This is a genomic window from Breznakia pachnodae (assembly GCF_030814225.1).
GTDB lineage: Bacteria > Bacillota_I > Bacilli_A > Erysipelotrichales > Erysipelotrichaceae > Breznakia > Breznakia pachnodae.
The window spans coordinates 87854-100363 of record NZ_JAUSUR010000005.1; the positions used below are offsets into that span (position 1 = coordinate 87854).

At 31.2% G+C, this 12510-nt stretch carries 16 protein-coding genes; 10 read left to right on the plus strand and 6 right to left on the minus strand.

Going from position 1 to position 12510, the window contains the following annotated elements; all coding sequences use genetic code 11:
• Positions 1-85 precede the first annotated feature (85 nt).
• From J2S15_RS13460 to J2S15_RS13470, 3 genes are all read right to left on the minus strand, one after another.
• Positions 86-1480 (minus strand): MATE family efflux transporter, encoded by a 1395-nt coding sequence (locus J2S15_RS13460; protein ID WP_370872542.1) that lies wholly within the window; start codon positions 1478-1480, stop codon positions 86-88.
• A 101-nt stretch (positions 1481-1581) separates the two neighbouring features.
• Positions 1582-2352: an alpha/beta fold hydrolase gene (locus tag J2S15_RS13465; protein ID WP_307409171.1), complete on the minus strand. Its 771-nt coding sequence runs from the start codon at positions 2350-2352 to the stop codon at positions 1582-1584.
• A 100-nt stretch (positions 2353-2452) separates the two neighbouring features.
• Entirely contained in the window at positions 2453-3058 is a 606-nt protein-coding gene (locus J2S15_RS13470) for a recombinase family protein (RefSeq protein ID WP_307409173.1), read from the minus strand.
• Positions 3059-3256: 198 nt separating this feature from the next.
• On the opposite strand from J2S15_RS13470, the gene J2S15_RS13475 reads away from it, so the two are divergent.
• The 3 genes from J2S15_RS13475 to J2S15_RS13485 are packed head-to-tail and all read left to right on the plus strand — an operon-like array spanning position 3257 to position 4390.
• Positions 3257-3823 carry a TetR/AcrR family transcriptional regulator gene (locus J2S15_RS13475; RefSeq protein WP_307409175.1) on the plus strand — a complete coding sequence of 189 codons (567 nt, stop codon included), beginning with the start codon at positions 3257-3259 and terminating at the stop codon, positions 3821-3823.
• A 2-nt stretch (positions 3824-3825) separates the two neighbouring features.
• The gene (locus J2S15_RS13480; protein ID WP_307409178.1) at positions 3826-4200 is read left to right on the plus strand and encodes a hypothetical protein; all 375 of its coding nucleotides are present in this window, start codon (positions 3826-3828) and stop codon (positions 4198-4200) included.
• 1 nt (position 4201) lies between these two features.
• Entirely contained in the window at positions 4202-4390 is a 189-nt protein-coding gene (locus tag J2S15_RS13485) for a hypothetical protein (RefSeq protein WP_307409179.1), read from the plus strand.
• A 36-nt stretch (positions 4391-4426) separates the two neighbouring features.
• Here J2S15_RS13485 and J2S15_RS13490 read toward each other — a convergent pair whose 3' ends face one another.
• Complete coding sequence (locus J2S15_RS13490) at positions 4427-4795, minus strand: VOC family protein (protein WP_307409181.1); 369 nt, start codon at positions 4793-4795, stop codon at positions 4427-4429.
• A 148-nt stretch (positions 4796-4943) separates the two neighbouring features.
• On the opposite strand from J2S15_RS13490, the gene J2S15_RS13495 reads away from it, so the two are divergent.
• From J2S15_RS13495 to J2S15_RS13505, 3 genes are read left to right on the plus strand one after another with little or no spacing between them, the layout of a single operon-like run.
• Positions 4944-5507 (plus strand): TetR/AcrR family transcriptional regulator, encoded by a 564-nt coding sequence (locus J2S15_RS13495; protein ID WP_307409182.1) that lies wholly within the window; start codon positions 4944-4946, stop codon positions 5505-5507.
• A gap of 11 nt (positions 5508-5518) precedes the next feature.
• On the plus strand, positions 5519-5725 hold the full coding sequence (locus tag J2S15_RS13500; protein WP_307409183.1) for a hypothetical protein: 207 nt from the start codon (positions 5519-5521) through the stop codon (positions 5723-5725).
• 1 nt (position 5726) lies between these two features.
• On the plus strand, positions 5727-6146 hold the full coding sequence (locus J2S15_RS13505; RefSeq protein WP_307409185.1) for a flavodoxin domain-containing protein: 420 nt from the start codon (positions 5727-5729) through the stop codon (positions 6144-6146).
• 34 nt (positions 6147-6180) lie between these two features.
• Here J2S15_RS13505 and J2S15_RS13510 read toward each other — a convergent pair whose 3' ends face one another.
• Both J2S15_RS13510 and J2S15_RS13515 read right to left on the minus strand, forming a co-directional pair.
• Complete coding sequence (locus tag J2S15_RS13510) at positions 6181-7017, minus strand: prenyltransferase/squalene oxidase repeat-containing protein (RefSeq protein WP_307409187.1); 837 nt, start codon at positions 7015-7017, stop codon at positions 6181-6183.
• Between the two features lie 106 nt (positions 7018-7123).
• Positions 7124-8116, minus strand: a complete 993-nt coding sequence (locus J2S15_RS13515; protein WP_307409189.1) for a choloylglycine hydrolase family protein — start codon at positions 8114-8116, stop codon at positions 7124-7126.
• A 133-nt stretch (positions 8117-8249) separates the two neighbouring features.
• Between J2S15_RS13515 and J2S15_RS13520 the strand changes: the two genes are divergently transcribed.
• From J2S15_RS13520 to J2S15_RS13535, 4 genes are all read left to right on the plus strand, one after another.
• The gene (locus J2S15_RS13520) at positions 8250-9278 is read left to right on the plus strand and encodes an ArsR/SmtB family transcription factor (RefSeq protein WP_307409191.1); all 1029 of its coding nucleotides are present in this window, start codon (positions 8250-8252) and stop codon (positions 9276-9278) included.
• A 71-nt stretch (positions 9279-9349) separates the two neighbouring features.
• Complete coding sequence (locus J2S15_RS13525; RefSeq protein ID WP_307409193.1) at positions 9350-11062, plus strand: ABC transporter ATP-binding protein; 1713 nt, start codon at positions 9350-9352, stop codon at positions 11060-11062.
• A gap of 89 nt (positions 11063-11151) precedes the next feature.
• Positions 11152-11724 carry a TetR/AcrR family transcriptional regulator gene (locus J2S15_RS13530; RefSeq protein ID WP_307409195.1) on the plus strand — a complete coding sequence of 191 codons (573 nt, stop codon included), beginning with the start codon at positions 11152-11154 and terminating at the stop codon, positions 11722-11724.
• Positions 11721-12488 carry an EFR1 family ferrodoxin gene (locus tag J2S15_RS13535; protein WP_307409197.1) on the plus strand — a complete coding sequence of 256 codons (768 nt, stop codon included), beginning with the start codon at positions 11721-11723 and terminating at the stop codon, positions 12486-12488. Before J2S15_RS13530 ends, J2S15_RS13535 begins: the two co-directional genes overlap by 4 nt.
• The last annotated feature ends 22 nt before the right edge of the window (positions 12489-12510 follow it).

The following is a 12510-nucleotide window of genomic DNA, read 5'->3' on the forward strand; positions in this document are numbered from 1 at the left end:
TATATAACTGTTTCCTTAAATTCATTATAAGACAAAAAGAGAATATAAGATATAACATAATATCTCATATTCTCTTTCTCTTATATTAACTTACTATGTCTTCGCCAAAACCATGAATCCAATCTGCTTTCTTATAGTAGATAAAGAAAGTGACAGAACTCAAGAACCAAGTTAGTGGATATACCCAATATACAACATCAATTGAGTTTACAATGTTTCCCATAATCGTCAAGAAACTTACTCGTACTACACACCAGAACAATAACATTACAATCATTGGAACGACTGGTTTCCCTGCTCCTCTTAGTATCGCTGAAATACAATGAGAATAAGCAAGCAGGAAATAGAACAGTGCGGAGGTTCTGGCTCGATCAGTTCCAAACTGCACAACTTCGGAATCACTATTAAAAATCATAATCAGTAGTGGTGCACCAATAAAGATAATAATACCAACTATCTGCGCAATCGCCATGGAACATAACATTCCAAACTTTGCACCCTTTAAGGTTCGCTCTTTATTGTTCGCACCTAAATTCTGACCAACAAAAGTTGTCAGTGCCATGGTGAAACTAGTGATTGGCAAGAAAGCGAATCCTTCAATTCTTGAATATGCTCCACAACCAGCCATTGCCATCTCACCAAATGCATTGATATTCGATTGCACAACAACATTTGCAATCGCAATAATTGAATTCTGTAGCCCTGATGGCAGACCATAACGAATGATTTGACTTAGCATATCTTTATCAAAACCAATTTTTTTGATTGTTACTTTATAGACATCATCAGTTTTTACCAATCGATACAAACACAAGAGTGCACTACAGAACTGCGCAATAATTGTGGCTACTGCTGCAGAGCCTACTCCCATATTAAATCCTGCAATAAATACAATATCCAATACAACATTGATAATTGATGAAACAATCAAATAGTATAAAGGATGCTTACTGTCTCCAATTGCCTGTAAGATACCAACAAAGATATTATACATAACAAGTCCTAAAGAACCTGCAAAATATATTTGAAAATAACTGACCGATTGAGGTAATACATTTTCTGGTGTTCCCATCAGTTCTAATATCATTGGCGCCAATACAACACCAGCAATTGTTAGAATTACACTTGCAACTAAACCTAACGCAATCGTTGTATGAATCGCCTTTTGCATACTTTCATAATCTTTTGCCCCAAAATATCGAGCAATAACAACACCAGCTCCCATGGCGATCCCATTGAAGAATCCAACCATCAGAAAAATCAAGTTCCCTGATGAACTAACTGCTGCTAATGCACTACTTCCCAGAAAATTCCCTACGATTAGTGAATCGGCTGCATTATAAAGTTGCTGAAATAAATTCCCTAAAAACAAAGGCATTGCAAAAAAGATAATCTTTTTCCAGATGGTTCCCTCTGTCATCAAACTCTTTGAATCCGTTATATCCACACTCTCATCTCCAATTCTTTTTTTCGCTAACATATATAATATCAAAATAAAGTTGTTTTGTTAATAAAATTCAAAAGACATTTCAATCACAAAAGAAAAGCACATACTTGAATCTTCAAATATGTACCTGTCTATCATTCATCCTTGTAAAAAAAATCCATACTTAACTGATAAAACAATTCTGGATTGCTCATCATTGCTGGATGTCCACCAGCATCAAATAAATAATAATTACCATGACCTATCTTGGTAATCATTAATCCATAGACCTTTTCAAAGTATTCAGGATCAATTGCTCCTACATATTCATCCTTTTTACTTCCAGTCAAAAGAATCTCAGGTTTTAATGAACTTAACTCCTTATGAAAGAACTTACCAATATTTATAGCATGCTCAATAATCGCATTCGTATCATTATCAACTACCTGATTCCAGTCATCTCCATGCATTGCAGCGTAGAATGCCTTTGTATCTTCATCTTTTTTCGATTCCGCTCTTTCTACATCAGCATTTACAACAAACTCCACCAATGGTGTTTCACCCTCAAAACTATCTGCAATAACTTTATTTACTAATTGTGGTGCTTCAAGTGCAACATTGATTGCAACCAATGCGCCACCACTCGTACCAATCAAATTAACATTTTTGTAATTCTTTTCTTTTAAGAATGCTATTACCTGCTGCGCTTCATAAAACCATAAGTCAGCTGGGAACTTATCAAGTCGATCCGATTTACCATGACCTAAGAAATCAATCAGGATCAACTTGTTATTCGCTTCATATAACGAAACAACCTCTTCAAACATATTTGATGACGCTGTATTTCCATGAAGCAATAACAGTGGTGTACCACTACCTAATTCCCTGTAATATATTTTTTTATCATTAAATTTAAAATAGCTCATATTCATTCCCCCAAATCCAAATCACAACTTACAGTAAGTATACCATATCATTATAGATCTGACCTCATATATTAGGTTTGAAATGAACTATTCTTACCTTTTAATAATGAACTTCATTTGCATGTTCCACCCATTTAATAAATGTATGATTACTAATCTGAAGCCTTCGCCCTGCTTCTCTTTGGCTGATGGTACCATCAAGCCACATTTGCAAAATCATTTCAAAATCATCTGGTTTTTCTTTTTGTGGTCGCCCAAACCGTATCCCTCTCTTTCTCGCCTCTCTTATGCCCTCTGCTTGTCGTTGTCTAATATTCTCTCTTTCTACCTGAGCTACATACGATAATACCTGTAATACCAAATCTGCAATAAACTTTCCAGTGATTCCATTAATTTGATTTCTTGTATCCAATAATGGAAAATCAATTACTGCAATATCTACGTCTTTATCAATTGTAAGAAACTTCCATTGTCGAATAATCTCATCATAATTCCTGCCCAATCGATCAATCGACTTTACAAATACAACATCATTTGGTTTAAGTTTCTTAAGCAATCGCTTGTATGCTGGTCTTTCAAAACTTTTTCCAGATACTTTATCAATAAAAATATCTTGTCTTGGAATCTCCAGTCTCTTCATATCTGCCATCTGCCTGTCAATATTCTGATTCTTCGTAGATACTCTAACATAGCCATAGTATTTCATTTCTCTTGTTCCTCCTAATTAGACCTTAATTATGAGGATATCACATTACCAAGACTTAGTCATTAAAATGAAAATGCCTTAAAAATAAAAAGCAAAGACAACTACAATAAAATTTCTTTTCACTTCTAATTGACAAATCAAATATTCTTACATATAATTAAACGTGTATTAAACATGTTTAATTATGGCGAGGTACTTATGAAAAAAAATGATACAAAGCAAAAGCTGATTGACACTACAAAACAATTATTAAGTGAAGAAGATTACAAAAATATTACTGCAAGAGAAATTTCAAAGCGGGCAGATGTTAATCTGGCAATGATTAATTATAACTTTGAATCTAAGGACGAACTTGTAAAACTTGCAGTTAATGAAATCATCTCTGAAGAGTTTTCCAAAAACTTTACACTTGAAGAACTTACTAATGATTCTTCAAAAGAACAATTGAAGAAACTGCTTTATCACACCTGCGAAATAACACTTAAATATAAGGAGTTAACTCAATTGTCAATTCCATACATATTATTAAACGAGGAAATCAAACTACCTTTTGATCTTTTACCATTCTTTCTAAATTATTATGGAACTACAAAAAGCGAATCACAATGTAAAGTATTAGCTTTTCAATTAGTTTATAGTCTGCAACTTATCTTCTATCGCTACAATGATTTCTACAACTATTCAGGCATTAACATTCTTAATAAAGATGAATTACATAAATTCATTGATTTTAATGTTGATACATTTCTAACAGGAGGAAATTAATTATGAAACTTAATTATAAAAAAATAAGCATTATCTGTTTTATCGTAAGTATCCCATCCCTCATTATTGTAGATTGGTATTTCCAAGACTATGGGCTACTGTCACTTTCTACACTTATAACCTTAGGATTAATTTTTGATCAAGTAAACCGAATACAATCAACTAGTATTATCAATAACTCTCATCAATTCAAAGTAAATCGATACTTAAAATTAGTTGCATTGATTTTATTCATTCAGGTACCAGTTACTATTATTTATATAAATCAGATAAAACCAGACTTAGGACTACTTCTTGGATTTACTCTCATCTTACTTGGAATTATAATAGATCAGATAGCAAGAATAAAATTCACTTATATCAAAGGAGTGAACTAGTATGAATACAATATTAAGAATCCTTGGGATTGTATCTATTGTTTTACTATTATGCACCATTCTTTGTGGATTATGGGTGAAATTCCATCCAGAAGGGAATGATATGAATTTCCATTTCCTTCTATCTATATCTAGTGTATGTATTTCCCTTCTTACGATTGTATTATTTATGTTTCAATATGAATTTTAAGAAAAGTCAGTTACTTTAAGTAGCTGACTTTTTATACTAATAAAACAAACACCATCTCACACCATATTTATCAATTAGGTCTGTCATATAAGGACTGTAATTTGTTTCTCCTAAAGGATGTAAGATTGTTGCATCTTGCTTAAGCACTTCATATGCCTGATCAATCAAACTCTTTTCCTCTGGCTTAAAATGTAGACAGAACTGCATAGCATTTCCTGTTACCACTGTATCATCACTACATTCAGCAACTGATAGAATCTGTCCATAAACGTTCACCTCAGAGTGATAATACGTTCCATCATCATTCTTAACATGAGAGCCTAAACTTGCGTTAAACGCCTTTATATACATCTCAACTGCCTTGTCACTACCTTTTACATATACCTGCATTAATGTTCTTTCCATTTACTTTCCTCCAAACTGTTCCAAATAATAAGTAAATATATTTATTGCTTTTATTATATCAGAAAAAATCTCATGATATTTGACATATTCTGATTTTGATGATAATATTTAATCATGATTTAATCATGATTAAATATTAGGAGGTATTATGACTACAATCGATGCTAAAGAACAATTACTACAGACTGTTATTAAAATGATGAAAAATACAAAAGATATTAATAAAATTACAAATCGTCAAATCGCTGCAGAGGCTGACGTTAATAGTGCACTAATCAATTATTACTTTCAATCAAAAGACAACCTATTATTAGAAGCTGTTAATACCCATATGGAAAACCTATATAAAGATATTATGGAATCTATTTCGAATGAATCAAATCCTGTAACACGATTGAAATCAATGTTGATGAAATTCTTGGAACTTGGAATATCACAATACAAGTTTGTGAAGATTCCAGTATCTGAAGAAATGAAAACTGGAGGAATAACAACCAATAAAATGATACAACAGACATTAAAAGAAATATACAAAGAGGATAAATCTGATTTTGAGTTACAGATTCTTGCTTCTCAGATTCTTCTTCCCCTTCAAACAATATATTTACACATTGATGAATATAAAAACTATTTAGATGTGACTTTAGATAATACTCAAATACTACATCAGTTAGTTGATTCAATTTTTACTAATTTAAATATTAATGAGTAAGGAGCAAATTTATGAAAAAAGTAACAAGTCTATTTATGATTACAACATTTCTATTCCTTCTGTCTACAATGATCTGTGGACTATGGATGAAGTCAGCTACAAGTGTGACTTCTGGGAATCTGTCATTTCATTTAATCTGTGGTATTCTATCCATCATTTCTTTATTTATCACAATGATTTTATTTTTCTTTCAAAACCGACAAAAGCGAGGTGCATAACATGAAAATTGCTATTTTATATACAAGTAAATCTGGTGCTACAGAAGCATGCGCAATGTATATTTCATCACAATTAAAAGATTCTCAATTATTTGATTTAGCTTCTGACTCTTTAGATATCAATGATTATGATATATTATTTATTGGTTCTGGGATTCGAATGGGTAAATTCTATAAGCCTTTTATTAAATTTATAAATACGAATTTAGATATTCTAAAACAAAAGAAATGTATTCTCTTTGTTTCTAACAATTATCCTGAAACATTAGAGAAAAGTATAAAAAAATCTTTTAGTAATAACAATTTAAATAACTTTGAAATAATCAGTTGTGGAGGAGTTCCACCATTTAATAAAATAACGAACACTGACTGGATTAATAAAGAGCGAATCGATGAAGCAATAAAAAAGCTTACTATCTGATTACAAGCAGGAGAGCCTACATGAGTAGACTCTCCTATTTTGATATATTTTCTAATAGTTCTTTGTATCGTTTTGTTGCCAGTTCACTTGGCTCCTTCTTCTTACAAAAATTAAGTTTCGCAAGTTTTGGTACAACTCTTTCTACGACAACCATACCATCTTCCATCTTACTTTCTAAAAGTGCTAATGCCTCTAAAAACCTTTTATCTTTTTTCGCACAATCATAAAATGATAATACATACAGATAATAGAATATATTATATCCTCTAAATGGATATTCAACTTCCTTGAACAGTTTTCCTATCCCATAATGACAGGGACTAATTGGTTTCTTTATATCCCAATGATTCAAAAGAAACATTACTGCATTATCTAATTTCTTATCCTTATTTAGTAAATCTGTCTGGCGAAAAATATCCAATGCAATAAGAGTTGTGATCGGAGTTGAATACTCTGTTTCCTCTCCCCTTCCAAAACTATACTTATTACACTTCCATCCACCATCACTCTCTTGTGTTTGCAGGAAGTAATCGATTGTCTTCTGAATGCGTTCATCACTTACATATCCCAACTTGCACAACACATTTGCAGCCAATACAGTGTGACAAGGATACATACCTCCTGCAGGTGCGGTTTTAAATCGTCCATCTTCTTTCCATGTACTAAATATCAACTCAGCAGCATCTTTAAACAATGGGTCTGAGTTGGGTACACCAAGTTCTATCAGATATTCTAAACTCTCCAGTGTAGTAAATGGTGCACCTTTTAGTAACTTCTTATCTGGGGTACTCCATAACTTATCACCATTATCATGTTGATGCGATAAAATCACTTGAATATCATCCTTATATAACTGATCCTTATTCGTCATAGTAACCTCTTCCTATCATGTGACATTAATGGTCATTCGATAGCTAAATTATAGCATTCCTATTAAACTAAGAAAATAGAAAAAGCCTCATTTCTGAGACTTGTCCTTATCCTAATTCATAGAATTCTATTTCTTTTGTTAGTGGATACTCTTTCACTTCATGAATCGTTTCTAGCATATCTTTAGTTATTGATAATCGTTTAATTTCTGGATTATCATATGTTCTAATATAATACGCAGTTTCATTTACACTCATCACTGAAATATATTGTGTATAATCAAGAGCTCCATCCGCTTTAATAACCGCTCCTTTTGGTATATCAAGATTTCCTAACACATGATAAATACTATTTACACCTTGTTTCGCTGATGTTATTTCCGGTAACGATTCTTTCAAAAATAATGCACGAACAAATCGTTCTGGTGGTGTATATCCTCCTGGTAAACCTTGCGTACCTGAACCTTGTCCAAATGCATGCGCTTCAGTGTCTTTAAACATTTTATTTGAACGAGGAGTATTTTGTAAATAGATATAGTTATTTAAGTTCTGAATATGCCAATTTAAATCTGGGCTATTTGTCATAACTCCAACCTCATTATTCTTAATCAACAATTCGCCTGATTCACTTTCTAATGTAACTGTTCTTCCACTTCTATCATAAACAATATAATGTAATGGAGGCGTTCCTCCTAAAAATTCAATTGTTGATGATACCAATCGAATATCATCTATTCTCTTTTCTAATTCATTAATATCTTTTAAATTTCCTAAAATCCACATGATCAGTTCATGAGGAGCAACATTAACTTTTCCTTCTACTACTGTATCATGATACTTCGCTTCATTTGGATAATATAATTCAGCAATTGCCAGACCATGTTCATTGATTCCATCTGCAAAAAAGTAGTTATGTCCTATCTTCTTTCCTGCACCAACAAAACCATACTTTGATGTATGAGTAGCATCATTTGCCACATCACTATACCACTGATAATTTCTTGGTGCATAGACAATTCTTGCATCCAATTCAAACCCAAAATCCATTGTACGTGCTAAAAAATTATTCCCTTTTGTTTCCAATGTTATACTTGTGCACATATTATTCACTTTCCTTTCATTTCACTTAATTATATTGAAGCAAAAACAATAACAGAAAGCAATTTAGATACTCATTATTGTACATTTTTATGATGATGATATAATTAAGATACACGTCAAATAGGAGGCACCTATGAAACTGAAATTAGAAAGAGAATTTAATCCATATCTTGAAATATTAGGACTATTATCCTACAGCATAAATTTTGAGTTAAGTAAAAAAGAGACAATTGATGAACTAAATTCACTAGGTATAGCAGGTAAAGTTTTTTATGATACTCATTTTCAAACTTGGGAAAAGGTTATTCTACAGTTTAAAAAAGAGATGAAATCTAACAGTTATTATGAATTCTTCTTCCCTGAACATTCTTCAATTGATAAAACTCTTACATATATCTATCTGTCACTAACAACAGAGCATATCGATTTAATCAAATCTGCTGATGTGAAGAAATCTGAATTACAGATGATTCTAATTGAATTAATATTGCATTCATTTGATGATGAAGTTTCGTCACCAGAAGAAGTTACAAATGATTTCTATGAATATCTATCAAAACTTGAAGCCTCTGAGTTTGATAAATGGAAATTATTTACGTTATATCAAGAGCCTATTAAATATTTTCAGGGACTGATTAATTTAATTGAAGTTAATATTCCCTTGTATGAAAAACTATACAATCAAAAAGAGATTATTAATTATATAGATCATCAGATTAATATATTAGAAAACGAAGAGATGAATGAAGAAATTCTAATAGCTTCTCTTGCTCCAGATTCTTTAATTTATCCAACACTTATGCATCCGCTTGCTCAAATTGTGCTGGATACTAAATCCTATTATGGATTATTAAACTATGAGATATTTAGATCAGATACATTCTCAGCTACAATTGATGAAAACATTATTATTAAGTTAAAAGCATTATCAGATAAAAGTAAACTTCAAATTCTAATTGCTTTGAAGAAACGCCCAATGTATAGTTTAGAAATTGCTGAAGAGTTGGAACTCACTGCTGGTACTATTTCTCATCATATGAATGTATTAGTTGGTGCCAACTTAGTAAAGATAGAAAAGCAATCAAGTAAAGTTTATTATCAAATAAACGAAGATGGTATACATGCAACCATCACAAAACTAAAATCTTTATTATTTGATTGATATCAAATTAGTTTGACATACATCAAATTGTATATTACAATCCTCTTATAAACATTATAGGAGGATTTTTCATGAAAAAATGTTTAAACAAACATAAAGGACTTTTCATTATATCAATCATATTAGGTATCATATATGCGATTGGTACAGTTCTAAGTTCTAAGATATTACAGAATGTAATTGATGCTGCTTTAGAAGGAAATATGGATGAGTTTAAAGAAATATTACTCTTTACTATTATCTTTCTAATTGGAATCAGCATTCTTACATATGTATATGGCTACTTGAATATCAAACTAAAGAATGTTCTCTTACAGGATTATCGAGAAGATATTTATAGTGGTGTTATGAAAATGAATTATAAGGAGTTTAATAGTCAGAATACCGCAGACTATATTTCAGCATTAACCAATGATATAAAAATGATAGAAGAAAATTATCTGACTTCCCTATTACTTGTGATTCAGTATGTGTTTATTTTTATCGCAACATTAATTATGCTGTTTATGCTTAATCTCATTGTTACAATCTCATTAATTATAAGTGTATTACTTATGTTTATTGTACCTAGTGTGTTTGGTAAAAACTTACAGGAAAAACAAGATATGGTATCTAGTAAGTTAACTCAGTTTACCGCAAAAACAAAAGATATTTTATCTGGATTTGAAGTAATTAAAACATTTAATGTATTCCATCATTTTAATAAAATATTTACAAGTGCTAACAAAGAAGTTACTGATAATAAAATGCAGGCAGATGGCTTACTTGTCTTAAATGAAAGTGTATCCAGTCTGTTAGGAACTCTATGTCAGTTTGTAGTCGTATTTGTATCTACTTACCTAATTCTTCAAGGAGAGATTACTGCAGGAACCACAGTAGCATTAATTCAACTAAGTGGAACCTTTATTATGCCAGTTATCACAATCTTAAGTAATTTCCCTAAAATCAAGGGAATCGAACCAATTATCAAAAAACTGGATGCAATTGCTGATTTAAACAATACTAACACTGCAGTAAGTGAAGCAATTAACTTTAATGATACAATTGAAATCAATAATTTATCTTTTGCATATGATGAAGTTCAAGTATTAAATAATGTAAGTACTAAGTTTGAAAAAGGAAAGAAATATGCAATTCTTGGTAAGAGTGGTTGTGGAAAAACTACATTAACGAAATTAGTGTCTGGCTATTATGACTCATACAGTGGAATGATTTCTTATGATGGAAAGGACATTAAAGAGTTTTCGGTTCAATCCTCAAATAACTTAATTTCTACTATTCACCAAAATGTATATATGTTTGATACCAACATTGAAAATAATATTACCCTATATGATACGTATCCAGAGGATACATTATATTCTTCTGTGAAAAATAGTGGAATTGATAAATTTATTCACGAACAGGCAGATGGGCTTAATTCAGAAGTTGGGGAAAATGGTAATAAACTATCAGGTGGACAAAAACAAAGAATTGCAATTGCTCGTGCATTAATCAAAAATACACCAATTCTTATTCTTGATGAAGGAACATCCGCAATCGATCGTCAGACTGCTCATGAAATTGAAGGAGAACTTTTAAAACTTAATGACCTTACACTCATAACGATTACTCATAATCTGGATGTTGAATTACTGTCAAAGTACGATGAAATTATATATATGGAAAATGGTTGCATTAGTGAATCCGGTCCCTTTGGTGAGCTAATAAGCAAAGAAGCAAAATTCTCACACTACTTTAATAATACTTTAAATGAATTTGAAGCAAATGGATCTATTAATTAATCATTGATAATATCAATGGTTTTTTATTTGAATTAAGGGTTGACACCACTATGTTAACATTGATAACATTTGATTATGGAGATAATAATATGAGCTATCACAAAAAAGACTTAAAGATAAAAATACTAGATAAAACATATGAGTTAGTTAATCAAAAAGGTTATCAAAAGGTATCTGTAAGAATGATTGCACGTGAACTAAGTGTATCATCAACTGCTATTTATAGGCATTATGAAAGTTACTCAGATCTCATGAATTATGTAATTGAAAAAGGTGATCATGTGTTCTCAGATTATTTACTGAGAAACTATAATGAAAAACTATCGCTTTTTAAACAACTGCATATAATGGCAGAAAACTATATTACTTTTGCTCTTGATTACCCTTTTCTATATGACTTAATGTTTATTAGTGAATATACACCAATTACATCTGAAGCAGATATGATATGTGATCTTGAGACCCAAGGTATGAGTCAGTTAATTTCTATTGTAGATAAAATAATTAAAGAGAAGAAACTGAATACGGATTTAAAAAACTTATTGACACACTTGTGGGCATATATTCAGGGATATTCATATCTAATACGGTTTCATCATTTTGAAATTGACCATAAATTACTAGAAGAAGCAATTAAAGGAATACTGGGAGGAAGTAAATGAAAACATTAGGTTTATATTTTAGTGGTACTGGAAACAGTAAATATTGTGTAGAAGAATTTATGAAAGCAATTAATGAAGAAACCCATCTATCTTCAATTGAAGATAAGAACGTTATTTCACTAATTAAAGAAGCAGATAGTATAATTCTTGGTTATCCAGTTTATTATAGTAATCTTCCTCTTATCCTAAAGGATTTTATTAAATCAAATCACCAGTTATGGAATAACAAACAAATATTTCTTATTGCAACACAGGGAATGTTTAGTGGTGATGGTAGTGGTTATTGTGCAAGATTACTGAAAGAATATGGTGCCACTATCACTGGTGGTATACATATCAAAATGCCTGATAACACAATTGATGTAAAAGCATTAAAGAAAGATACTATCAAGGAACAAGAAATAATTGAACAAGCAAAAACAACTGCACAAAAAGCTGCAAAGTTATATATGCAAGGTAATGCACCAAAGCATGGATTGAATCCAGCATCACATATACTAGGGCTATTTGGTCAAAGACTGTGGTTCTCTAGGATGGTAAAAGAATACAAGGATCATCCCAAAATCAATCGTGACAAATGTATTGGTTGCAACAAGTGTGTAAGTTGTTGTCCAATGCAAAACCTTTCATTAAACAATGATAATAAAGCTATTCACACTAACAAGTGTACCCTTTGTTATCGCTGTGTCCATACCTGTCCTACACAGTCAATCGCATTGCTAGGAAAACAAGTGGTACATGATCAATCCACACTAATAAAATAAAACAAGTTCACAATCTGTAGTT